Below are 23,641 nucleotides of genomic sequence, written 5' to 3' on the forward strand. Positions count from 1 at the left end.
CGGCGGGACGCTACCCCGACGAGTCCGGGCCGAGCCGAGCGGTCGCCTCCTCGTCGGGGCGAACGTCCGGCGGACGGGAGGCCGAGGCGACGCTCTCGTACATCCCGATGGCCCAGTTGTGGCCGAAGACGCCGTTGCCGAAGTCGATGTTGCCGTCCACCGCGCACCGCCACGTCCGGCCGTCGAACCACGGGTCCACGTGGTGCATCTTCCCGGAGTTCCACCCGACCGGCGAGTCGCTGGCCTGCACCGTCGGCGACGAGTCGAGTTCCGCGTCCTCGTACCGGTCGGGTGAGAGGGCCGTCACCTCGAAGGCCCGGACCCGCTCGCCGTACCCCGAGACGCACTGCTGGAGAAAGAGGAGGACGCCCTCCTCGCGGACGACGGGCCGACCCGCGGGCCGCGCTCCGCGCGGCCGGTCGCGGACGACGGGGTTGTCGGCGTGGGGTTCCCAGTCGTCGGCCCGGAGCGTCGGCGAGTGGAAGGCGTAGAGGTCCCGCTCGTCGCCCGCGATGGCCCACCAGCGGTCGTCCCACCGGAAGACCACGGTGTCGCTCACGGGATAGTCGAGCGAGAGAATCGTCGCCGCCTCGGTCCAGTCGTGGGGGAACTCGCGGGCTTCGTAGAGGAGAACGTCGGCGGTTCCGGCCGACTTGTCCCACGGGTCGGGCAGGAGGTAGCGGGTCCCCTCCCACTGGAAGACGTAGGGGAACGAGAGGTGGGCGTCGGTTCGCAACACCACGCGGTCGTACTCCCACGACGACCCGCCGTCCGGACTGGTCGCGTGGCCGACGACCGCGGTCGGGTCGGCGTCCTGATTGAACACCTCGAAGAACATGTGCCAGTCGCCCGCCGCGGTGACGAACAGGAACGGGTCGGCCACGCCGCCCGCCCGACCGTAGTCGGTCACGTCGCGCGCGGTCAACACCGGATTGAGGACGTTCGGCGAGGGCTGGAGCGCCACCGGGTCGAACGGGGCGTCGCGGTAGGGGTAGGTCGGAATCGACTCGCCGGTGAACCACGGCCTCGCCGACGGTTGGCCGCGGCGGTGCCCGGCCGACGACCCGGCGGTGCGCGCGTCGCCGACGACCTGCGGGACCGTGTGGTGGAGCGTCTCGCCGACCCGGCGACTGAGCCACCGGACCGCGCGAACGTCGCCGAGTCTCGACCGGAGTGACCGAAGCAGTTCGTCCCGGAGTTCAGACGAGAGCGCCGACATCATCGCTCGACCTCCGGTTCGTTGACTTCCAACCGGGAGCGTTGCGGTTGATCGCTCGACGCCGGTTCGGCCTCGGCCTCGCTCCCGCCGGACTCGTCGCGGCCCGCGAGTCTGTCGGCGAGTCCGACGAGGCGTCGCCCCGCGTAGGTGGCGAACGGCAGGGGGTCGGTCGCGTCGAGGTAGTCGAACCGGGGGTGGCGAACCAGCGAGGTCGCCACGTCCGCGGCCGTCCGGGCGAACGAGGGCCGTTCGACCAGCGCGGTGTCGTCGGCGAGGAGACTCAACAGGTGGCTGGCCTCCCCGCTCAGCAGGTGGCCTGCGGTCCCGACCTCGTAGTCGCAGTCGATGCGGTCGGTCGCGCCGGTGGCCAACAGCCACGCGTAGTAGGGGAAGTCCGCGCCCGCCTGCACGGTGAAGGGAAGCGACGACCAGAACCGCGGGTTTATCTCCATGAGCGAGAACTCGCCGGTCTCGGGGTCCCGGAGGAACTCGACCATCGCCGCACCGTGCCAGTCGAGGTGGTCGAGCAGTCGCGTCCCGAGGCGCTCCAGTTCGGGAATCTCGACTGACTCGCGGTAGGCGCTCGCGCCGCCGCTGTAGTGGACGCCCCGAATCTGGCGATGCTGGAACGACGCCACCTGCTCGCCCTCGTCGTAGAGCGCGAAAAAGCCGTACTCGTCGGTCGCGGGCAGGAACGCTTGGACGATGGGAACGTGATACATCTCGTTTACCGCACGTGTTACGTCGGGACGCTCGCCCGCCGGGAGGTAGCGCGTCGTCGGCGGTCGGGCGAGGCCGTGGGACTCGCCCCCGGTCTCGGGGGCGCGACCGTCGAGTGCGCTCGCCTCGCCGTCGGTCGGCAGGACCGAGTACCGGCCCTTCAGAATCCACGGCCGCGACCAGTCCGTGCAGTCGGTCAGCAGGTGGGTCTCGGGCGTCGCCACGCCGACCTCGTGGGCGGCGTCGTAGAGCCGAATCCGGTCTTGAACCGTCCGAAGCGTCTCGAAGTCGGGCCACGGCGTGCCGACCCACTCGGCGAACTCGTCGCGGTACTTCGCGAGGAGGTACACGTCTTTCTCCCGGACCGGTAGCACGGTCCGGACGCGCGACCGGCGCGCGAGGTCGAGCAGGGCGTCCTTGTACCCGAGGGCGTCCCGAGACGGCGACGGCACGACGACCGACTCGTCGCAGTAGCGCGACCGGAACGCCTCGGCCGACGGCTCCTCGGAGACCAGCGTCGTTTCGATACCGCGGCGACCCAGCGACCGGACGCAGGCGAGTGAACTCGGATGAGTTATCGCAGGCACGACTACCCCATCCCCCGCCCCACCATTCGCAAACATGTTGTTATTGTAACTAATACGGTCGGTTTTCTTATAGAAGTTGCTCCCGTTGCCACCGCTCCCGCCCGTTATTCTATCGACGTATCCCCGAAATTTCATGCTTCACCCGTATCGAATCCGCTCCCGACGCGCCACGAGTTCGCTGGCGATGGGTCTCCGATTTCGGCGTGCGAGACTCCTCCGGCGAGCGACCGGGGGACTCCACTGCCCGTCACAGTTTCCCCGCGACCCGAACGAAGACAGCGTACCCGAACACGACCACGACCAACGCGACGAACCACTTCAAGCGGCGTCGCCACTCCGGCGAGCGCGTCGTGGGTGCGGTGAGCGCCACCAACCCCAAGAACCCGACGAACGAGACGAAGGCGAACGCTTGCAGGGACATGAGGCCGAAGAGAGTGAGTCCCACAACCCCCAACAGCATCCACGACACGTGAGCGAGCACGAACTCGTGGCGTCGTAGCATCGAGATAGACCATATGCCACGGCATTCTATGTAAGTACCGGCCGGAAGGACGGTGGACCGAACGGGAGCGACCCGCCAGCGCGGGACGTTCCCTCGTCGGCCCTCCGCGACGGTTCGGGGCCTCCTCGTCACCCGACGCCCGAGACCAGTCAGAGCCCGGCACGAAAGAAAACATCTCTACTAGGAATAGTAGGAAGAAAGCGCCTATTACCTACGTTAATTCAGAGATACATCCAAATACCGAAATATCTAGTTGCTGTTACGGAAGATTGATGAAGAGGTGTTGCAAACGCAGTTCCCGTGACCCCGTCAGCGACTGTCCGGCGGCGACGCCCTCCTCGCGGGAGACGACCACGGGGCGAGTGGGAGAGCGCCCGACAGTCCGACCGGGGGACAACGACTCGATATCTATGACACAGAACCACGACTATCAGACCCCCTCGAAGGGAACGAGCGATTGGCACGTCCCCATCAACGAGAACTTCGCGGCGCTCGACGCCGATGTCGAAATCCGTGACGCCGCCTCGAACAGGTCCGACTACGAACCCAAGCAGGGCGCGAAGTTCCTCGCGACCGACTCCGGCGAGCGGTTCCTCGGCGACGGGAGCAGTTGGAACAAGCTTCCGTACCCCGGTACCAGCGACGGTCCGAATACGTCACAGACCAACGACGGCGACCGACCGCTGGCGACGACCGGCGGCGTCGGCGTCACGGTGGACGCGAACGGCGGCGGCGACTACCAGTCGATTCAGGCCGCCATCAACAACGAGGTGCCGTGGCTGGTCGAACACCCCGTGGACATCCGCGTGAAGCCGGGGACGTACGACGAGGACGTTCTCCTCCCGCCCTACATGTCCAACTGGGCCGAGCAGAGCGACCGAGGAGAGCGCATCCCCATCCAGATCACCGGCGACACCAACTCGCCGGGCAACGTGAAGGTCAAGTCGTTCATGGCGACCGGCGGCGTCGGCGTGACGCAGGTACGTGGCATCGAGTTCACGGGCGCGAGTTCCTACGACGACGAGAACACCGCCTTCTCGGTGTACAACACCAACCGCGTCGGCATCATCGACTGCAACATCAACACCGGCGGGAACGCCATGACCGCCTACAACGGCGAAATCTGTGCGGTCCGCGTCAACGTGAACGGCGGCGGGTGGGGCGTGAAGGTCAAGCACAACGGCCAGTACTGGGAGTCGGGCGGCGGAACCTCCGGGTCGGTCAACGGCGCGGCCTACAACATGGACGACGGGACCATCAAGTTCAACCACCGCGACGAGGGCCACATCTCCGGCAACCCCCTCGTCGCGGCCGACAAGAGCCACGACGGCGGCTTCGTGATGGACGAGGGCAAGGGCCGACTCTACGGCATCAACCGGCTCGCGGTCGCCGACCAGAGCGACGGCTCGCTCCACGACATCGTGGTCGAGAACGGCTCCGTGACCGCGCGAAAACTGTAATCCTCCGGGATTACATCTCGACGTAGCCGAGGTCGGCGAGACGCTCCGAGACGGTCTCGTCGTCGATGCTGTCGGTGTCGGCGCGCGAGTCGCCGGACACGATTTCTCTGCGCTCGTCGGCCTCTTGGACGAGCCACGGCACCCGGACAAGCGGGTCGGTGTAGAGCTTCGGCGGGTGGCCGTAGAACTCGACCGGAATCGGCCGACTGCGCTCGCCGAACATGTTGCCGTGGTCCGACGTGACGACGGTCCGACCGTCGAGTTCCCCGACCAACCGCTCGACGTGAGGCAGGGCGCGTTCGAGGTTCTCCTCGAAGAGGTGCCAGAGCTGACGGCGCGAGATGTCGAGGTCGCCGTGGTTGAGTTCGTGCCAGAAGCTCTTGTCCTTCTCCGCGCCGTCGTGAAGCTGTTTCTTGTCGAACTCCGTGTCGGACTCGACGAACGGGTAGTGGGGCTGGATGTAGTGGACGAGGAGTCGCTTGTCGGGGTACTCCTCGGCCGCGTCGAGCGCGTACTCGGTCGTCGTCTCGGGCAGGACCGTCTTCACGTCCTCGTGCCAGCCCTCCTCGTTCCAGACGTTGATGACCTCGTGAAACTCCGCGTCGATGGCGTCCCGGTGGTAGTAGTAGATGGGGCTGGCCGTGACGTACACGGTATCGGAGAGGTCCCGCCCGTTGCAGTTGGCCTTCAGGAACTCCGAGGTGTTCGACCCCCGCGAGACCTTGGTCTCGACTTCGCCAGCGAGCGTGTTCGTGACGCGAAACTGGTCGTCGCGACAGGCGTCGAGGATGGCGAGGTTGTCCCAGTCCTCCGCGAAGACGTTGGTCCCCTCCGTGTTGTACTCGCGTCGGTCCATGCGGGTGTGGTAGAGACTGTTCAATTTCTTTATTATCAGATTCGGATGGTACGGGAGCGTCTCTGCGAGCGTATCCATAGCTACCGTACACATCGTCCTCACCTTTATACGTAGTGCCCGTCCGGCGCGCGGCCGAACGGTCGCTTCGGGACGGTATCTCGTCAGACGACGGTTGGTTGGGACTTGAACCGACGACCGGGATTCTCGCCGATTCGTCGCCACGGGTAACGGGCACAACGACCGCGAAAACGAGACGCTAATCCGTCAGTTTCGACGCTCCCGCGCGTCGGTCCGGGAGCGACCTCTCCTCGTTCGACCTCACGGGCCGATTCCGCGCGATTGGGGACGGGCGCGGCCGGTCGCTCGCCGTCGGTCGTCGAGGGTCGCGGTCGAACGTCGAAACGAACGAATACCCGAACGAAATCCGGCGTTCCGTAAATGTGTCACGAGTTATAACTTTCGAGCCCAAATAACAACGGCCAGATAACAAAGGAAGCAAGACCCCTCGTTTCAGGCGAGGAGATGGGGAAATGGGGGTACTACCGTCAGGCCCACAGCGTGTCGAGCGTCCGCACCGCGAGCGACGCCCGGCCGTCGGTCTGATAGCGACGGAGTCGAACAACGAGTCAATCGAGCGAACGGTACGACGAGCCAACGAGCTAGGCTACGAGATATTCGTCGTGCCCGGCGACGACGAGTCGGCCGACCTCGTCGCCCGGACGGGCGGAACCGTCGTCCGGACGGACGGCACGAGCGACGGCGACCCGAAGGTCGCGATAGCCGCGACCGCCCGCGACGAGGAGGTTCCCGGAGTCCTCCTCGCCGAGGAGCCGACGAGCCGAATCGACTACACCCGGAGCCTATCGGCGTTTCGAGAGCGCGACGCCTACGTCGTCTCCGCTGTCGAGGACGATGCGCGCACGGCCGCAGACGACCCGATACTGGCGGGCATCCCCGCGTACAACGAGAGCGAGACGATAGCGCAGGTCGTGGACGTAGCGACCGAGTACGCCGACGAGGTGGTCGTCGTGGACGACGGGAGCGCCGACCGGACCGCGCGAGTGGCCCGCGGGGAGGGCGCGGTCGTCGTCCGTCACTCCACCAACGAGGGGAAAGGGGCCGCGCTGAAGAGCCTGCTGGACTACGCCGAGCGCCGGTCGTGTTCCGCGCTCGTCCTCCTCGACGGCGACGGCCAACACCTGCCCGGAGACATCCCGACCGTCGCCGAGCCGGTTCTCCGCGGCGACGCCGACGTGGTCATCGGCAGTCGGTACCTCCAGCGGGGGATGGGGTCCCAGACCCCGCTCTACCGGCGCGTCGGCCAGCGAATTCTCGACCGGAGCATCTCCGTTCTGTTCGGCGTCTCGGTTTCGGACACCCAGAGCGGGTTCCGTGCACTGTCGCCGCGGGCCGTCGAGGAGATAACCATCCGGACGAACGGCATGGCCGTCGAGACGGAGATGCTGGACGCCGCGAACCGCAACGACCTGACCATCGCCGAGCGCCCGATTCGGGTCCAGTACGACGTACACAACGGCCAGACCTACAACCCGGTCCGCCACGGCGTGACGGTCCTCGGGCGAATCGTCCAGTTGGTCGCCCGCGGCGTCGTGACCGGACCGACCGCCGAGGAGACCGACCACCGCGGGCGAGCGACCGACGCCGACTCGCCCACCGAGGGCGAACGCGTGGCGAGGCGACGCGAGCGCGCCGTAGCACGAAACGGCGGCGGCGCGCCGCCGAGTGACGAGACCGGGGACCAGCGGAGCGCCGACGAACGAGAGCAGTCACGACGATGACCGACAGCCGAGAGACGACAGACGGACGAGAAATGACAGACAGGCGAGAATCGACATCGACACCGCGACGCGACGCATCGGAGCGAGGAGAGACGTTACGGATTCTCCGCGTGACCAGCGACATCCACCCGGAGGTCCCCGGCGGACTCGGACTCCACGTCCACAGCCTCTCGAAGAAGCAGGCCGAGATGGGCCACGACGTGACGGTCCTCACGTCGGACCACGGCGACCGGTCGCTCCCGCGCACGGAAGTCCGGGACGGCTACGTGCTGAAGCGCCACCGCGAGGTGGCCAGTCCCGTGGACAACAGCATCGTGCCCGGACTCGCCGTCTCCCTGTGGGACCTCACCGACGAGTACGACGTGGTTCACGCCCACTCGCACCTGTTCTTCTCGTCGAACCTCGCCGCGCTGTTCGGGTCGCTGACCGACGTGCCGCTGGTCGTGACCAATCACGGCCTGTTCTCCCAGTCTGCTCCCGAGTGGGTGCAGAAGGCGTACCTCTACACCGTCGGCCGGAAGACGTTCGACGCCGCCGAGCGCGTGTTCTGCTACTCGGAGACCGACCGCGACCGCCTGCAGTCCTACGGCGTCGAGACCCCGGTCGCGGTCGTGCGCAACGGCATCGACTGCACGGAGTTCCGGCCGGTCGAGAGCGAAACGCGAGACGAGAGCGGTGGCGGAAACGGAGAGACCGGAATCGCCGGAAGCGACGACCACACCCTCCTGTTCGTCGGGCGACTGAAGCCCGGCAAGGGGGTCCACGTCCTCCTGCAGGCGATGGCCGAGTTGCGCGAGGAGTTCCCCGACCTGACGCTGAAAGTCGTCGGCGAGGGACCGCTCCGGGAGTCGCTGGAGGAGTACGCCGCGGACCGCGGCGTCGCCGACCGCGTGGCGTTCACGGGATGGCTCGCCCAAGAGCGCCTGCCCGAGGAGTACAGCGACGCCAGCGTCTTCGTTCTCCCGAGCTACAACGAGGGGTTCCCGCGGACCGTCCTCGAAGCACTGGCCTGCGAGACGCCGGTCGTGACCACCGACCTGCCGCAACTCGAATCGGTCTTGGACGGCGTGGGCCTGACCGTACCGCCCGAATCGCCCGACCTGCTGGCCTCGGCCGTCGCCGACTTGCTGGGCGACGACGAGCGCCGCGAGGAGATGGCCGCCGAGGGCCGGGCGCTGGTCGCCGACCGCTACTCGTGGGACCGGACCGTCGAGGAGACCACCGAGACGTACTACGAGGTGCTGGACGCCCACCCGCGGACGCGCGAGCGACCGGTCCCGGCGAAGAGGACGCCGCCGCGATGACGGCCTCCTCGGGGCGGGTGGTCTACGAGCGGGTCGTTTACGAGCGGGTCGTCGCCGAGACGCCACCCCCCGAGCAGCGTTACGCGCCGCGAAACGCCGAAACCGTGACCAACCTTGATAGCGGCCGGGGTCGTGGCCGAGGTGAACGATGACGGTTCGCGTCGAGACGACTTCGGACGCCGACGAGTGGGACGCCTGCGTCGAGCAGTCGCCACAGACCGGCTTCTTCCACCAGCACGACGCGCTGGCGACGCTGGCGGACCACTTCGACGCGCGACTCCACACGCTGGTCGGCTACGTCGGACAGGAACCGGTCGGCGTCTTCCCGGTGTTCGGTCTCGAACGCGGCCCGCTGTGGGTCGCGGCCTCCCAGCCGCCGGGCGTCGAGATAAACACCGGTCCGGCGCTGTTGAACCACGAGAAGCTGAAACAGCGCAAGGCCGAGAAGCGCCACCGGAAGTTCCTCTCGGGGTGCATGGAGTTCGTCGAGGAGGTGCTGGACCCCGACTACTGCAAGATAGCGACCACCGACCGGTACGACGACGTGCGACCGCTGGTCAACCACGGCCTCGACGTGCGGCCCTCCTACACCTACGTCCTCGACCTCGAACCCGGAGCCGAGGAGTTGATGGCGCAGTTCAGTAGCGACGCCCGGAGTAACGTTCGGAACACCGACGAAGACCGGTACGAGATTCGGGAGGGCGGCGTCGAGGAGGTGGCGCGAATCGTCTCGTTCGTCCGGCGGCGCTACGACGAACAGGACGAGGACCACTACCTCGACGCCGATTTGGCGACCGACCTCTACGAGACGCTGGGCGACGAGGCGGTCCGACCCTACGTCTGCGAAGTCGATGGTGAGGTGGAAAGCGGTCTCCTCGCGCTCGAATACGGCGACACCGTCTATCGCTGGCAGGGCGGCCCCCGCCCGCGGGTGGACGTGCCGGTCAACGACCTGCTGGACTGGCGGGTGATTCGGGACGCGGTCGAGCGGGACCTCGCTCGCTACGACCTCGTGGGCGCGATGCTCCCGCGGCTCTGCGAGTACAAGGCGAAGTTCGGTCCGGAGCCGAGACCGGTGTATCTGGCCGAGCGGCGCAACCTCACCGCGAAACTCGCCTCCGAGACCTACCGGGGACTCCGGACGCTTCGGGGACTCCAGACGTTCCGGGGACTCTCGCTGACGGACTGACGAACGAACCCGATTCGAGTCGAAGATTTTAGACAGCATGACGAAACTCCAAGCAAACGTCGTCGGGAGCATCGACGCGGTCAACGAAAACCAGTGGGACAACGTGGTCGCCCAGTCGGAGTGTGGCACCATCTTCCAGCAAGCGGAGTGGCTCCGGGCGATAGAGAACACCTTAGACCGGACGCCGAGACACGTCGTCATCGAGAAGAACGGCAATCCGGTCGCGGTCTTCCCGAACTTCGTCTCGGACATCGAGTTACCCGTGGACCTCCCGGTGGACGCGAAGGCGGTCGGCGCGAGGCGACTGAGTTCGGTGGACCCCGGTTTCGGCGGGCCGCTCATCATGGGCAAGAAAGAGCGCGTCCTCGGCGCGCTCGACCGGACGCTCGACCGCGTTCACGACGAGAACTCGGTGTTCCACAAGATGCGAATCCTCGATTCGAACCACGTCCAGTACGCCCAGACGCTCCGCAAGTGGGGGTATCGGCCCTCCCTGCTCTACTGCCGGTTCGCGCTCGATTTGGACGACTACGACCGAATCATCGACGGGATGGACAAGGAGCGCCGGAAGGAGATTCGGGACGCCAAGGAGATAGACTACGAGGTCGAAGTCGAGGAGGGCGACCCCGAGGCGATGCGGGCGTTCCACGGCGAGTACCTCAAGACCATGAGTCACGTGGACGGGTCGCCGTTCCCCGAGGCGTTCTTCGCGGAGTTGGGCGAGCATCTCGGCGACCAGATTCGGATTCTGACCGCGCACGTCGAGGGCGAGGAGGCCGGGCAACACCTCTACCTGTGCGACGACAATCGGAACGCGCTCCACTACTTCTTCGCGGGCGTGGACGAGGAGTACTTCCGGTACTCGTCGCCGACGCTCATCCACGACCACGCCCTCCAGTGGGGAATCGACGAAGGGTACGACCGGTTCGACTTCGGGAGTACGAACGCCAACTACGCGAACGGCACCTTCAATTACAAACACAAGTTCGGCGCGGAGTTGGAGCCGATATACGAGTGGGAGAAGGGGACCGACCCGATTCGGTGGCCGGTCTACTGGGCGGCCCGGCGGCTCTACCGACGGCGGAGCGACACCCTCGAAGGGTGATGAAACTCGTGTACCGCTCGACTAATCGCGGTAATAGCGCGTTGGCGAATCGACCGACGGTGAACGGTAGCCGCAGTTTATGCACGCACGCCGGGAATCTCACTGGAAATGTACGGGAATAGCGATACACCCCTCTCGATGCAGTTGGTTTGGTCGCTCTACGACCACATCCCCGAGGAGGTCCAAGACGCGGGCGAACCGATCTACTATTGGTATCAGAGCAAGCGAGCGGACCACGACCACGAACCGCCGACGAGGAGCGTCCGGCGGCGCGACGACGCGCCCGACCACGTGCTGACGGTCGTCGTGGACGCGCTCCGGCCCGACCACGTGCCGAGCGTCGGAATGCCGTTCGACACCGCTATCGCACCGAGTACGTGGACGTTCCCGTCGGTCACGAGTATGCACACCGGCGTCTATCCGAGCGAACACGGCGCGGCGGCCCACACCCGACCCGACGCCGACGAGTACGCGATGCCCCGGCAGGTCGAGGACCGGCCGACGCTCCCGGCGGAGTTGGAGGCGGCGGGCTACGACACCTACGGCGGGTTCGCGTTCGTCGTGCCGTTCACCGCGCTCCGGGGCTGGTACGGGACTCACCGACTCTACGGTAACGACCTCGCGGAAGACCTATTCGAGGACTATATTTCGTGGCGGAGCGGCAGGGAGCGGACTTTCGGGTACGTCCACCTCGGGGACCTCCACACGCCCATCGAGGTCCCCGACGAGTACTTCGAGGGCCGAAACGTCGATACGGACGTGTTCGAGGAGCTACAGCCGTGCGTCGAGTTCGACGGCTGTGAGAACTGTCGGCGACTCCAGCGCGAGCGGTTCGCCCGGTATCGGGCGGCCCACGACTACGTGGAAGACCAACTTCGGCGACTCCTCTCGGTGGTCGGCGACGACACGCTGGTCGTCGTGGTGGGCGACCACGGCGAGGGGCAGGGCGAACACTACGAGCGCGCCAACCGCATCACCGACTCCCGGCCCAACGGCGGGAGCGGGTATCGCGGCAACGTCGGCCACGGCGGCACGCCCTTCGACGTGGTGGCCCGCGTGCCGGTCGGCGTCTCGACACCCGACGCGTTCGCGGGGTCGGACGACGACCTGCTCCCGGAGGGCGGGTGGCCGAGTCTGGTAGACCTCGCGCCGACGATTCTGGACGCGACCGTCGAGGAGTCCCTCCTCGCCGACGAGGCCACGGGCCGACGGTGGCAGGAGCCGATTCCGGCCGACCGGACCGCCGTCTGCGAGGCGGCGCGCTTCGGCGTCGAGCGCAAGGCCGCCTACCGGGGTGACTCGAAGGTTATCCGGTCGGAAGCCGACGACGTGACCTACACCGCCGAGGTCGGCCGGTCGGAGCCGGGCGAACGGTTCCGGACGATTCCGACCCGCGAGCGCGAGGAGTTGCTCGCCAGCCTGCCCGACAGTTGGGAGGAGTTCGACGTAACACAGTCGGTCAGTCCGGCGGTCGAGCGTCGGCTAAAGAAGTTGGGTTATCGGTGAGTCGCGACGCGTCCGCGGTCCTCCGCGACCGACTGCTACGCCCAGTAGAGGAGGTAGAGCAGATACGCGCTGGAACCGACGACGAGCAACCCGGTCGCGGCGAGGACCACGGAGACCAAACCGATAGCGTAGAGCGACACTTGAATCGTCTGTAGGCCGACGAGAGCGGCGAAGACCGCTAACACCGTCCAGAAGACGGTCGAGAGGACGGACCGTCCGGCGCTCGAAAGCTCCTCGCGCACGATGCGCCGAATCTCCGAGTCGGTGAGGCCGTCTGAGTCACCCATACGACCACTCCTATTCGTCGCCTGATATACGTTGCGCCGAGGAGCGAGCGATTCGGTACCGAACGGCCGTCCCACTCGTCGCTCCGGACGAAACCCGTACGTTTACCCACCACCACTACCGGAAGAAACAGCAGGCCAGCAAACCTTTCCCCGCAGGAACCCACAACCTCATCTATGGAAAACGAACCCGACGAACACGGCGAGCGAATCGAAGTAACGGTCGAGGAGGAACCGCCGGGGATGGAGCGCGTGCGGGCCATCGCCGACCTGCTGGACGAGGCCATCGAACTGCCGGTAATCAACTACAAAATCGGGCTGGACCCGATTCTCGGCATCCTGCCGGTCGGCGGTGACGCCGTGTCGGCGGCCATCTCGCTATACATCGTCGCCGAGGGTGCCCAGATGGGTGCCTCGAAGGACACCATCATGCGGATGCTGTTCAACATCGGCGTGGACGCCGTTATCGGGTCGATTCCGGTCCTCGGGACGCTCGTGGACGCCGTCTGGAAGGCCAACGTGCGCAACGTCGAGATGCTGGAAGACGAGTTCGGCGCGGACGACGAGTTCGAGAGCTACTGATAGGGATTATCGTAGAACTGCGGAGATTTATCGGCCAGAATGTGGGTGCTGTCGCTCGATTACGCTGAACTCTGTAGCGAGACTCTATGACTTGCTACGATAATCCCTATGAGCGGCGGGCGAGAGCGCCAGTCGCAAGCGGCGGGAGTCGTCGGGTCGTCCGCGGCAGGTCCGAGACGAACGTTTCTTCGGCGCGACCGGATTCGAAGTCACCTCGACACGACCGGCGTCGCAGTCGGACGCAAAATTGTTGACGGGCTAGCAAGAAGGCGGCGTATGGTCAGCAGACGAATCGTCGCCGTCGTGGAGTTCGCCGCGGCCGGACTGTTACTCGCGGCCCGGTTTCCGCTGTGGCGACGGGCATCGCCGGACGACGAAGCACTTCGCGTCTCGCCGTCCGAAATCGTCGTCGGTGGCGCGAGTCAGTTCGTCCGCTACTGGGCGCTGGACCGCGACGTGGCGGGGATTCGGACGCGCCGCGGTCGGCGGGTCGCGGCCCACCTCGCGTGGAGTGCGTGGAATTTCGTCGTGCGACGGCGGTCCGACGACCCGGAGAACGCGAGCAAGAACTTCCACGTCGGGGCGCTCGCCGCGACGATGGCGTATCGGCTTCGGTACGGACTCCTCGGTCCGCTCCACGACGACGACTGAACTCCGCCGGTCCCGGTCTCCGCCGCGAATCGACACGACGGTCCCTACTCGATTCGGACCCAGCAGAAGCCGTAGCGGCCCAACTCGAAGCGCCACGAGCCACCTTCGTCGTCGTCATCAGCTCCTCCATCAGTGTTAGCCACTCCTACAGATTTTTCAGCAGGTTCTCCACCTTGCTCGTCGTCCGCGTCGCTCCGGCCGTCACTCGCTCCATCCGACTCGTCGTCGGCGGACTCGCCGTCCCCGACGCGCTCGACGGTCGCCTCGCCGAACAGTCGCGTCGGTTCGCCGGGCAGGTCGAGCGCGACCTCGGTCTCGGATTCGTCCAAGTTGTGGACCGCGACGACGGTTCCGTGGTCGCTGGTCATCGCGTGGGCGAACACCGCCGGGTCGTCGGCGTCGAGTATCTCGCAGTCGCCGTGGCCGATTTCGGGACACTCCCCGCGCAGGCGGTTCAGGCGCGCGAACCACCCGAGGAGTGAATCCGGGTCGCCCCGTTGGTCCGCGACGTTGACCTCCTCGTAGCCGAACGCCCCGCCGGAGACGACCGGGCGCACCAACTCGTCGGGGTCGGCCGTCGAGAACCCGGCGTTCCGGTCGTCGGACCACTGCATCGGCGTCCGGACCGCGGTCCGGCCCGGCAAGTCGAGGTCGTCGCCCATGCCGATTTCGTCGCCGTAGACGAGCAAGGGGGTGCCGGGCAGCGAGAACAGCAGGCTGTAGGCGAGTCGGATGCGGTCGCCGTCGCCGTCCAGCATCGGCGCGAGGCGCCGCCGGATGCCCCGACCGTAGATGCGCATCTCGTCGTCGGGCGCGAACTCCGCGAAGACTTTCCGCTGGTCGGCCCCCGAGAGCCGACCCACGTTCAACTCGTCGTAGTTCCGGAGGAAGTTGGCCCACTGGCCGCCCTCCGGCGTCGGCGGGAGGAGGTTCAGCACCTCCCGAATCGGCTCGGACTCGCGCTCGGCCAGCGCCAACACGAGGTAGGCGTCGAGCAGGAAGTTGAGCAGGACGTTCATCTCGTCGCCCTCGCGGGCGGACGCGGCGGCCGCGGCGTCGTCCACGGACCGCGCCACGTCGCCATCGGACGCTACCGCGTCGCCCCCAACGCTCGAATCGGGGACGCGCCCGCCGAAGTAGTCGCCGAGGTGTTCGGGCGCGTCGTCAGCCTCCGCGAACAGGATGGCGTCGTCGCCCCGGCGCTCCACGAAGTGGCGCATGTCCCGGAGGACGCCGTGTGGGTCGTCGAGTTTCGTGGATTCGAGGCCGCCCTTGTGGTCTATCATCAGCGTCGCGGCGTCCACCCGGAACCCCGAGACGCCGAGTTCGAGCCAGAAGCCCATTATCTTGCGAATCTCCTCGCGCACGTCCGGGTTGGCGAGGTTCAGGTCGGGCTGGTAGTGGTAGAACCGGTGGTAGTAGAACGCTTCGGCCGCCTCGTCGTAGCTCCACACCGCGTCCTCCTCGCCGGGGAACACCGGCCCGCGGTGCGGGTCGGGTTCGTCGGGCAGGTCCTCGCGCCAGACGTAGTAGTCCCGGAACTTCGAGTCCGGGTCGCTCCGGGCGGCCCGAAACCACGGATGCTGGTCGGACGTGTGGTTGACCACGAGGTCGATTATCACCCGAATCCCCCGGCGGTCGGCTTCGCGGACGAACTCCACGAAGTCCCCGAGCGTCCCGTGGCGGTCGTCCACCCCGTAGTAATCGGCCACGTCGTAGCCGTTGTCCCGGTTGGGCGAGGGGTAGAACGGCAACAGCCAGATGCAGTCGATACCCAGACTTTCGAGGTAGTCGAGGCGGCCAGTCAGCCCCCGGAAGTCGCCAACCCCGTCGCCTTCGGCGTCGGCGAACGCCTCCACGTCGATGGCGTAAAACGTCGCGTTCTCGTACCAGCGGTCTTTCGTTCCCATGTGAACACCCCGGTTGTAGCTCCCGACGGGTCCCATCGACAAAACTGGTTTGGCGACCGGCGTCGCCGCCGAGCCGTCGGGGACGAGTGAAAATTCTTAGGTATCTGGTCGCGCAGAACGAGGAGCCCCGAAGTTCGTTCGCGTGTGGGGGTTTCGCGGGGACCTCCTCGGTCGGGAGAGTGTTCAGCCCGCGGTCAGAAGATAAGCTCGGCCAAAGCGACCGGCCGGGGCGGTCCGGGCGACCCTACCCGGAGAAACGGGAGATTTGTTCCGTAAATCTGGGTTAAGACGATAAAATCCCGCCTAAGCAACGTTCGGGTTCACAATCCTCGGGGCGTACAGTGTCGCTCGGGGCAACGAAATGACCGATTCAGACGACGATGGTCGAACGAACGGGTGGATGAATCGCCGAACGATGCTGAAGAGTGTAGCCGCCGCGGGCCTCGTGGGCACCGGACTGACCGGGAGCGCGAGCGCGACCGGAGACGACTGGCACGAACTGACGCTGTGTGCGAGCGGTGACGAAACGTTCAGTTACCACGTCGAGTTCAGCCACGGCGTCAAGCGCGGTGGCACGTACCAGAGCGACGAGGGCGACGAGGTCTCGAAGATGTCCGTCCACGGCGCGGTCTCCGACGAGCGGTGCGACAGTTTCCTCTTCAAGGGAGAAATCGAGGACTACGACCTCGACGGTCCCGGCACGGTCGAGGTGAACGGGAAGGTCGTCGAGGACACGAGCGGTGACGACGAGAAGGACGACGAAGACGACGAGAAAGACGGCGAGACCAAAGAGGTCACGTTCTGCGCGGCCGGGGACGACACGTTCAGCTACCGCGTGGAAGTGACCGGCGAGATGATGCGAGGAGGCACCTACCAGAGCGACGACGGGGACGAGGTCGGCGACGACTACGCGGAGGGAGCCACCGCCGAAGGGCGGTGTGACAGCTTCCTCTGGACGGGGAAAGTCAAAGACCTGAAAGTGGACGGTCGCGGCGTCGTGAAGGTGGACGGCGAAATCGTCGAGGACACGCGGGAGGACGACGAAAAGGACGACGAAGACGACGGCGACGACGGCGAACTCGACAAGGAGGTCATCGTGTCGAGTCCCGGCACCGACGAGCAGATGAACTACGTCATCGAGGTCACGGGCGGCCTCGAAAAGCTCGAACCGAACGAGGACGGCGGTGCGGCGGTCGATAACGTCTCGGAGTCGGGCGGCCGAATCCGGGTCGAGGGGACCGTCGGGTCCGGCGACGACCGGTTCGCCTTCTCGGGCGACCTCATCGAGGTCGAGGTGCCCGACGCGGTGCAGATAGAAGTTCGCGACCGCTGAGAGCGGCCCGAGCGCGGACCGACTCGTAATTACCGCTCTTTTTGTGCCGGGTAATCGGAGCGTACAGCCTGAAACGATAAGTGGGTTCGTCCCTTCTACACTCCCATTCTGGTGGGGGAGATGGACGCGAGTTCACGAACAGCGACGGAGGAATCGGACCGCAGGGAAGCGGTCGTCGAGTGCGACCGAGTGAGCCGCCGGTACGAACGCGGCGGGAGCGGCGGGTGGTTCTCGTTCGGCGGCGACGACGACACCGACGAGCGCCCGACGGTCACGGCGCTCGAAGACGTGACCCTGACCATCGAGCGCGGCGAGTTCGTCGGGCTGTCGGGACCGAGCGGGAGCGGGAAATCGACGCTCATCCACCTGCTCTCGGGACTCGACGCGCCGACCGAGGGGACCGTCACCCTCGCTGGCGAGGAGGTCTCGTCGCTCTCGCAGAAACAGCTCACGCGACTGCGACTGGAGCAGGTCGGCATCGTCTTCCAGCGGTTCCACCTGATGCCGTCGCTGTCGGCGCGGGCGAACGTCGCGCTCCCGCTCGTAGAGCGCGGGATGGGCAAATCCGAGCGTCGCGAGGAGGCCGCCGACCTGTTGGAACGGGTCGGTCTCGGCGACCGGCAGGACCACCGGCCCGGCGAGATGTCCGGCGGCGAGCAACAGCGCGTCGCGGTCGCTCGCGCACTCGCTGGCGACCCACTGGTCGTCTTCGCCGACGAACCGACGGGCGAACTCGACACCGACACCGGCGGGGTCATCCTCGATTTGCTCGGGGACCTCGCCGAGGAGCGCGCCGTCGTCCTCGCCTCGCACGACGAGCAGGCGCTGGCTCGGACCGACCGCGTGATTCGGCTCCGCGACGGGCAGGTGCAGGAATCGTGAGGTGTGACCCATGAGTGGCCTCTCGCGCTGGGTCGGTCTCGTCGGGGTCGCGCTCCGGCGGACCGCCACGAAGGCGACCCGGACCGCGCCGCGCCAGACCGCGGTGAGCGTCCTCGGCGTGGCCATCGCCGTCGCGCTGATGCTGGTCGTGACCGCGACGGGCCTCGGTCTCGTACAGGGGACGACGGTCCGCGGCGACGCGGTGGACTACTGGGTCGTGCCCGAGTCGGGCGGTGCCTCGACGATGGTCGTCTCGACGGCCTCGGCGCAACTCGGCGGCGTCCACGAGAAGACCGCCCAGTTGAACGCCGACGAGCGCATCGAGTACTCGACGCCGGTCCAGATTTCGGTGTTACAGGTGCGGTCGGGCGACGGCGAGGGAAGCGGCGGAGGCGGCGAGTACGTCCTCGGCGTGGGAGTAATCGGCTCGCCGAAACTCGACGACGTGGCGGGACTCCCGACCGCGCCGCTGTCGCCGGGCGACCCCTACTACAACAACGGGAGCTACAACGGAACGTGGACCGGCGAGGCGGTCCTCTCGACCGGGGCGGCACAGCAACTGGGCGTCAACGAGAGCGCGAACCTCTCGGTCAGCGGCGCAGTCTCGGGGTCGGGCGACCGCCAGTTGCGGGTCACGGCGGTCAGGCAGGCCGCCGTCGAATCGGGCCTGTCGGGGATGCCGGTCATGATAACCCACCTCAGCGAGTTGCAGGCCATCACGGGCGCGCAGTCGGGCGACCAAGCCGACCAGATTCTCGTCCAGTCGAGCGTCGGCGGTCTCGAATCCGACCTCGAAGGTCGCTTCGAGGGCGCGAGCGCAGTGACGCGCTCGGGGTTCACCGCCCAGAAGTCGGTGGACTCGGACCTCCCGCTGGCGATGGGACTCGCGGCGCTCCTCATCGCCGTCGTCGTCGGAACGCTGTTCGTCGCGACCACGCAGGGCTTGCAGGTCGAAGCCGACAGCGAGCAGTTGGCGACGCTCACGGCCATCGGATTCTCACGGCGCGCACGCGCAGTCCTGCTCGTCGTGCAGGCGCTCGCGCTCACGCTCGTCGGGGGCTTGCTCGGAATCGTGCTGGCGTACGCGACCACGTTCGTCACGAACTACGCGGCGACGCGCGCCATCGCGCCGGTCCCCATCGCGTACTTCCACCCCCTGCTGGTGGTCTACGGACTCGGCGTCTCGGTGTTCATCGGAATACTCGTCGCGCCCTACCTGCTGGCGATGGAGGGGCGCACCGAGGGCGTCGCGGAGGTGATTCGATGAGCAAACTCCGAGTAGCGGCTTCCGTCGCGGCCGCGCAACTGCGCCACGACCGCGCCCGGACCCTCCTCGCGGTGGTCGGCATCGCGGTGGCGGTCCTCTCGACCACCCTGCTGGCGAGCCTCGGCTACGGCGTCTTCCAGACCGGCCAACAGAAGTTCGACGCCTCGGGCCGGGACCTCTGGGTCACGGGCGGGTCGCTCTCGGAGGGTCCCGGCGGGTTCGGGACCTCGATTACGGACTCGCACATCACCGCGGGCGACATCGAGTCCCGCGAGGAGGTCCAGTCCGCGGTCCCGATGGCGTTCCGCGCGGTGTACGTCGGCAACGGCTCCGGGGAGATGCAGACGCTCGTCGGGGTCGGGGTCCCCGGCGGCGGCGGGGCCGTGGACATCTCCGAGGGCGAGGGGTTCCAGACGTACGACGTTCACTACGCCGGGGGCGACTACGACGGCAACATGACCTACTCGGTCATCATCGACACCCGGACCGCCGAGATGTTCGACGTGGGTGTCGGCGACACGCTCAACATCGGCGGGTCGGTCTCGACCGCGAAGAACCACGAGTTCACCGTCGTCGGTATCTCCTCGACGTTCTCCAGTTTCCTCGGAGCGCCGACGACCACGATGCACCTGAGCGAACTCCAGCGCGTCACCGGCACCACCGGGACCGACAAGGCGACGTTCATCACGGTCGATTTGAAGGACAGCGCGGACGTGGACGCGGTCGAACGGCAACTTCAACAGGAGTACCCCGACTACACGATTCGGACGAACGACGAGCAGATGCGCGCGGTCCTCCAGAACAACGCGGTCGTCATCGCGGTCGGCGGCGCGCTGGTCGTCCTCGCCGTCATCGCGGGCTTCGCGCTGACGCTGAACGTCCTCTCCATCGTCGTCTTCCAGCAGAAGGAAGAACTCGCGGCGCTGACCGCGCTCGGGGTCTCCTCGAAGACACTCGTGGCGATGGTCGCCGGGCAGGGCGTCCTGCTGGGCGCGGTCGGCGGGTTGCTGGGCGTGGTCGTCACGCCGCCGTTCGTCGTCGGCCTGAACTTCGTCGCGGCCGAAATCGTCGGCTTCGAGGGGCTGGTGCAGGCTCCGGGGTCGGTGCTGGCGCTCGGCGCGGGCATCGCGCTGGTCATCGGGACGTTGGCGGCCGCGGTCGCTGGCTGGCGGACGCTCCGGACGGTCGGCATCGACCAGTTGGCGCGTTGAGGGCGTCCGGACGAAGCTTTTTGTTTCTCAGCGTCGGGTTGGGACTCGATGGGAGAATCCGACTTTGACACCGACGCCGATTCCGAGGAGGACGCCGCGAAGGACGCCGACACCTGTTCGCGATGCGGCGACCCGCTCGACCCGGAGCGCGACCATCACGTCGCGCTCTCGCGGACCTCGGTGGACCTCCGGACGGCGAGGAGGTCCACCGACGAGCGCGTGTTCTGCCTCGACTGCACCGCGTCGTACCTCGACGCGGACCCGGACCGGGCGGCGGGGTCGGGTCCGGTTGGAGAGTAGATTTGCTCGCCGACGCCTCAGAGCGTAATCGTCTTCGACTGCTTGACGACGCGGTTGCCCTCGTCTTTCGCTCGGAGCGTCACGTCGAGCGTGCTGCCGACGGGGAACTGGAAGAGGTCCCACCCCGAGTCCTTCGTGCCGCTCACGTCGGAGACCGAGAAGTTCACGTCGGCGGCACCTTGGTGGACGACGACCTCCACCACGTCGAGGTCGGCGTCGGCGTCGGCGACGGCCCACTTCACCGAGAACATGCGGTCGTCGCCCAACTGCTCGCTCTTGGATACGTCGAACCGCTCGACGGTTGGCGCGGACTCGGCGGCCCCGCCGCCGAAGGCCATCTGGCCGTAGCCCCCTTCCCCGAAGCCGACCGGTTCGGCCGCGGTGGCGCTCCCGGACCCGGCGGCGACCGCCGCCGCGGCGGACCCGGCGAGTTTCATGTACGACCGTCGGTCGAGTAGCGAAGTCTCTGTCTCGTCGTCTGCTTTCAGTTGCTCGCGTGCCATGCGCAGTCGAATGGCTCTGAGGGCTAACTATGAACTTTTCGGTATCCTTGTAAAAAGAAAGGGTTCTTTGAACCTTCACCGCGGCGAAGTGACGGGGCCGCGTCCGACCGACCGCTCGGCCGAGCGCGGGCGAGGCGACCCGTCGCTCGCGTCAGTTCGAACTGTCGTTCTCGTCGTCCTCCGGCGGCCCGTCCCGGACCGTCACCTCGACGGACTTGCCGAAGTCGGTGGTCAGCACGTCGAGGAACGTCTGGCCGGGTTCGAGGTCGAGGTCGGCCTTCGAGACGGTGTACTGGATTTGCACCGACTCGCCGGGGTCCACCTTCACGCGGCGTTGCTCCACGAGGGTGCCGTCGATGCGCAACTCCACGACATCGGTGACGACTTGGTCGCTCGGGTTACTAACCTGCGCGTTCACGACGAGGGTGCCCTCGTCCAGCACTATCGTTCCGGGCGCGTCGAGCGCGGGCACCCGGAGCGAAGGCTCGTCGGCGGCCGGTTCTTCGGTCGTCGTTTCGGTCGGTTCCTCCTCGGTGGTCGTCGTTTCGGTCGGCGTCTCTTTCTCCGTCGTCTCTGTCGGCGTTTCCGTCGGGGTCGCTTCTTCCGTCGTCGTCTCGGTCGGTTCTTCTTCCGCCGTCGTCGTGGTTTCGGTCGGCGGCTCTTCCGCCGTCGTCGTCGTTTCAGTCGGCGGCTCTTCTTCCGTGGTCGTGGTTTCAGTGGGTTCCTCCTCGGTGGTCGTCTCGGTCGGCGTCTCCGTCACCGTCGTCGTCTCGGGCATCATCTCGTCCGGGAGGTCGAACTCCACGTCCTCCGGCGCGGTCACGACGAACTCGACGTTCTGGACCGTGACGTTCCGGAAGACGAACCGAACGTCCTGCACGTCGGACGCGGCTATCTGCCCGGAGTCGTTCGCGGCCTCGCCGACGGCCTCGGCGGGCGCGGCCCCGCTCAGAATCTTCGTGAGGTCCACCCGGACCGTCCGGTCGCTGACCGACACGTCCTCCACGACGACCGTGCGGTCAACGTCGGTCGCGTCACCGACGACGAGCGAGAACTCCTGAATTTGGAGGTTGTCGATGCGGAACTTGAACGTCTGTTCCGCGACCGGCTCCTCGACGACTTCAGTGGTCGTCTCGGTCGCTTCGGTCGTGGTTTCGGTCTCCGTCGTCGTCGTCTCGATTTCTTCGGTCGTCGTCTCCGTCTCGGGCGGCGCTTCCGTCGTCGTTTCGACCGGCTCCTCGGTCGTCGTCTCCTCGATTTCTTCAGTTGTCGTCGTCTCTGTCTCTTCGGTCGTCGTCTCCGTCTCTTCAGTCGTGGTTTCGGTTTCTTCGGTCGTCGTCTCGACTTCCTCGGTCGTCGTTTCGACCGGTTCTTCGGTCGTGGTGGTCTCCTCGACCTCCTCGACGGTCACCGCGGCGTCGTCCGCGACGACCTGCTCGTCAACCGTGTACGGGGCGTCCGCTTGGCCCTGCGTCTCCACGAAGTCGAACGTCTCGTTGTCGTTCGTGTCCTGATACGCCAGCGCGAGGAGGGGCTGGGACTCCGTAATCGGCTCGTCCAGCGTCACCCGAATCTCCTCGTGGGTCCCCGGTTCCAGATACTCGGAGACTCCGCGGACGCTCTCGACTACCGACCCGTCCAGCAGACTCGTGTCGTGAATCACGACGAAGCCACCCTCGGGGAGGGTCGCCTGCGAAATCGTGACGACGGTCCCGTTCGAGGTCTGGTTCTCGAACGTGAGCGACGCCTCGGCCTCCTCGGTGGTCGTCTCGGTCGTGGTCTCCTCGGCTTCTTCCTCGGTCGTCGTCTCTTCTATTTCTTCAGTTGTCGTCGTGGTTTCCTCGACTTCTTCCGCAGTTGTCGTCGTCTCCTCGACTTCTTCTTCGGTCGTCGTTTCGACCGGCTCCTCGGTCGTCGTGGTCTCCTCGGCTTCTTCCGCAGTTGTCGTCGTCTCCTCGGCCTCCTCGACGGTCACCGTGGCATCGTCCGCAACGACCTGATTGTCCACGGTGTAGGCGCTGTCGTCAGCGCCCTGCGACTCCACGAAGTCGAACGTCTCGTTGTCGTTCGTGTCCTGATACGCCAGCGCGAGGAGGCGCTGGGAGTCGTTGATCGGGTCGTCCAGTGTCACCCGAACCTCCTCGTAGGTCCCCGGTTCGAGATATTCGGACACCCCGCGGACGCTCCCGAGGACCGATCCCTCCAGCAGGCTCTCGTCGTGAACCACGACGAAGCCGCCCTCGGTCAGATTCACTTGCGAAACTGTGACGACGGTCCCGTTCGAGGTCTGGTTCTCGAACGTGACCGACGTGTTCTCTATCGTCTGGTCTTGGCGGACCTCCTCGCTCGCGGGCGACCGGTCGCCCGCCGCGTCGGGTCCGGTCGCACCGAGCGTCGTCGCGACGCCCCCGGAAACTGTTCCCAAAACGAGCATGATAGCCAGAGCTACGTGCTTGCGGCTCACTTTTTTC

The 23,641-nt window shown here is 66.6% G+C and carries 21 protein-coding genes; 13 read left to right on the top strand and 8 right to left on the bottom strand.

Annotated elements, in window-relative coordinates; all coding sequences use genetic code 11:
- Positions 1 to 10: 10 nt before the first annotated feature.
- The 3 genes from EPL00_RS18400 to EPL00_RS18410 all read right to left on the bottom strand — a co-directional run bounded on the left by EPL00_RS18400 (position 11) and on the right by EPL00_RS18410 (position 3,007).
- Positions 11 to 1,222, bottom strand: coding sequence for a glucosamine inositolphosphorylceramide transferase family protein (locus tag EPL00_RS18400; protein ID WP_135854090.1), 1,212 nt, complete (start codon positions 1,220 to 1,222; stop codon positions 11 to 13).
- Positions 1,219 to 2,562 (bottom strand): carboxylate--amine ligase, encoded by a 1,344-nt coding sequence (locus EPL00_RS18405; RefSeq protein ID WP_135854089.1) that lies wholly within the window; start codon positions 2,560 to 2,562, stop codon positions 1,219 to 1,221. The genes EPL00_RS18400 and EPL00_RS18405 overlap by 4 nt, the downstream gene beginning before the upstream one ends.
- A gap of 211 nt (positions 2,563 to 2,773) precedes the next feature.
- Positions 2,774 to 3,007 carry a hypothetical protein gene (locus EPL00_RS18410; RefSeq protein WP_238398247.1) on the bottom strand — a complete coding sequence of 78 codons (234 nt, stop codon included), beginning with the start codon at positions 3,005 to 3,007 and terminating at the stop codon, positions 2,774 to 2,776.
- Between the two features lie 431 nt (positions 3,008 to 3,438).
- On the opposite strand from EPL00_RS18410, the gene EPL00_RS18415 reads away from it, so the two are divergent.
- A complete protein-coding gene (locus EPL00_RS18415) occupies positions 3,439 to 4,488 on the top strand; it encodes a pectinesterase (RefSeq protein WP_135854088.1) in 1,050 nt (349 codons plus the stop codon).
- 10 nt (positions 4,489 to 4,498) lie between these two features.
- On the opposite strand, the gene EPL00_RS18420 is transcribed toward EPL00_RS18415, so the two are convergent.
- A complete protein-coding gene (locus tag EPL00_RS18420; RefSeq protein ID WP_135854087.1) occupies positions 4,499 to 5,422 on the bottom strand; it encodes an alkaline phosphatase family protein in 924 nt (307 codons plus the stop codon).
- A 452-nt stretch (positions 5,423 to 5,874) separates the two neighbouring features.
- Here EPL00_RS18420 and EPL00_RS18425 point away from each other — a divergent pair, with 452 nt between their 5' ends.
- From EPL00_RS18425 to EPL00_RS18445, 5 genes are all read left to right on the top strand, one after another.
- The gene (locus EPL00_RS18425) at positions 5,875 to 7,143 is read left to right on the top strand and encodes a glycosyltransferase family 2 protein (RefSeq protein WP_135854086.1); all 1,269 of its coding nucleotides are present in this window, start codon (positions 5,875 to 5,877) and stop codon (positions 7,141 to 7,143) included.
- 32 nt (positions 7,144 to 7,175) lie between these two features.
- A complete protein-coding gene (locus tag EPL00_RS18430) occupies positions 7,176 to 8,447 on the top strand; it encodes a glycosyltransferase family 4 protein (protein ID WP_135854085.1) in 1,272 nt (423 codons plus the stop codon).
- 148 nt (positions 8,448 to 8,595) lie between these two features.
- Positions 8,596 to 9,636 (top strand): lipid II:glycine glycyltransferase FemX, encoded by a 1,041-nt coding sequence (locus EPL00_RS18435; RefSeq protein ID WP_135854084.1) that lies wholly within the window; start codon positions 8,596 to 8,598, stop codon positions 9,634 to 9,636.
- A 37-nt stretch (positions 9,637 to 9,673) separates the two neighbouring features.
- Entirely contained in the window at positions 9,674 to 10,741 is a 1,068-nt protein-coding gene (locus EPL00_RS18440; RefSeq protein WP_135854083.1) for a lipid II:glycine glycyltransferase FemX, read from the top strand.
- A gap of 108 nt (positions 10,742 to 10,849) precedes the next feature.
- On the top strand, positions 10,850 to 12,247 hold the full coding sequence (locus EPL00_RS18445) for a sulfatase-like hydrolase/transferase (protein ID WP_135854082.1): 1,398 nt from the start codon (positions 10,850 to 10,852) through the stop codon (positions 12,245 to 12,247).
- 35 nt (positions 12,248 to 12,282) lie between these two features.
- On the opposite strand, the gene EPL00_RS18450 is transcribed toward EPL00_RS18445, so the two are convergent.
- Complete coding sequence (locus EPL00_RS18450; RefSeq protein ID WP_135854081.1) at positions 12,283 to 12,534, bottom strand: hypothetical protein; 252 nt, start codon at positions 12,532 to 12,534, stop codon at positions 12,283 to 12,285.
- Between the two features lie 174 nt (positions 12,535 to 12,708).
- On the opposite strand from EPL00_RS18450, the gene EPL00_RS18455 reads away from it, so the two are divergent.
- Both EPL00_RS18455 and EPL00_RS18460 read left to right on the top strand, forming a co-directional pair.
- Positions 12,709 to 13,113: a DUF4112 domain-containing protein gene (locus EPL00_RS18455; protein ID WP_135854080.1), complete on the top strand. Its 405-nt coding sequence runs from the start codon at positions 12,709 to 12,711 to the stop codon at positions 13,111 to 13,113.
- A 276-nt stretch (positions 13,114 to 13,389) separates the two neighbouring features.
- Entirely contained in the window at positions 13,390 to 13,764 is a 375-nt protein-coding gene (locus EPL00_RS18460; RefSeq protein WP_135854079.1) for a hypothetical protein, read from the top strand.
- 44 nt (positions 13,765 to 13,808) lie between these two features.
- On the opposite strand, the gene EPL00_RS18465 is transcribed toward EPL00_RS18460, so the two are convergent.
- Entirely contained in the window at positions 13,809 to 15,674 is a 1,866-nt protein-coding gene (locus tag EPL00_RS18465; protein WP_135854078.1) for an alpha-amylase family protein, read from the bottom strand.
- Between the two features lie 361 nt (positions 15,675 to 16,035).
- On the opposite strand from EPL00_RS18465, the gene EPL00_RS18470 reads away from it, so the two are divergent.
- The 5 genes from EPL00_RS18470 to EPL00_RS18490 all read left to right on the top strand — a co-directional run bounded on the left by EPL00_RS18470 (position 16,036) and on the right by EPL00_RS18490 (position 20,667).
- A complete protein-coding gene (locus tag EPL00_RS18470) occupies positions 16,036 to 17,007 on the top strand; it encodes a hypothetical protein (RefSeq protein ID WP_135854077.1) in 972 nt (323 codons plus the stop codon).
- 120 nt (positions 17,008 to 17,127) lie between these two features.
- Positions 17,128 to 17,889: an ABC transporter ATP-binding protein gene (locus EPL00_RS18475; protein ID WP_135854366.1), complete on the top strand. Its 762-nt coding sequence runs from the start codon at positions 17,128 to 17,130 to the stop codon at positions 17,887 to 17,889.
- 10 nt (positions 17,890 to 17,899) lie between these two features.
- Positions 17,900 to 19,156, top strand: coding sequence for an ABC transporter permease (locus tag EPL00_RS18480; protein WP_135854076.1), 1,257 nt, complete (start codon positions 17,900 to 17,902; stop codon positions 19,154 to 19,156).
- Positions 19,153 to 20,367: an ABC transporter permease gene (locus EPL00_RS18485; RefSeq protein WP_135854075.1), complete on the top strand. Its 1,215-nt coding sequence runs from the start codon at positions 19,153 to 19,155 to the stop codon at positions 20,365 to 20,367. The genes EPL00_RS18480 and EPL00_RS18485 overlap by 4 nt, the downstream gene beginning before the upstream one ends.
- A gap of 48 nt (positions 20,368 to 20,415) precedes the next feature.
- Complete coding sequence (locus EPL00_RS18490; RefSeq protein WP_135854074.1) at positions 20,416 to 20,667, top strand: hypothetical protein; 252 nt, start codon at positions 20,416 to 20,418, stop codon at positions 20,665 to 20,667.
- A gap of 17 nt (positions 20,668 to 20,684) precedes the next feature.
- On the opposite strand, the gene EPL00_RS18495 is transcribed toward EPL00_RS18490, so the two are convergent.
- Together EPL00_RS18495 and EPL00_RS18500 are read right to left on the bottom strand one after the other, a co-directional pair.
- Complete coding sequence (locus EPL00_RS18495) at positions 20,685 to 21,170, bottom strand: hypothetical protein (RefSeq protein ID WP_135854073.1); 486 nt, start codon at positions 21,168 to 21,170, stop codon at positions 20,685 to 20,687.
- Positions 21,171 to 21,321: 151 nt separating this feature from the next.
- A complete protein-coding gene (locus EPL00_RS18500) occupies positions 21,322 to 23,604 on the bottom strand; it encodes a DUF7282 domain-containing protein (protein WP_162224262.1) in 2,283 nt (760 codons plus the stop codon).
- Positions 23,605 to 23,641 lie beyond the last annotated feature (37 nt).

Source organism: Halorussus salinus, assembly GCF_004765815.2.
GTDB lineage: Archaea > Halobacteriota > Halobacteria > Halobacteriales > Haladaptataceae > Halorussus > Halorussus salinus.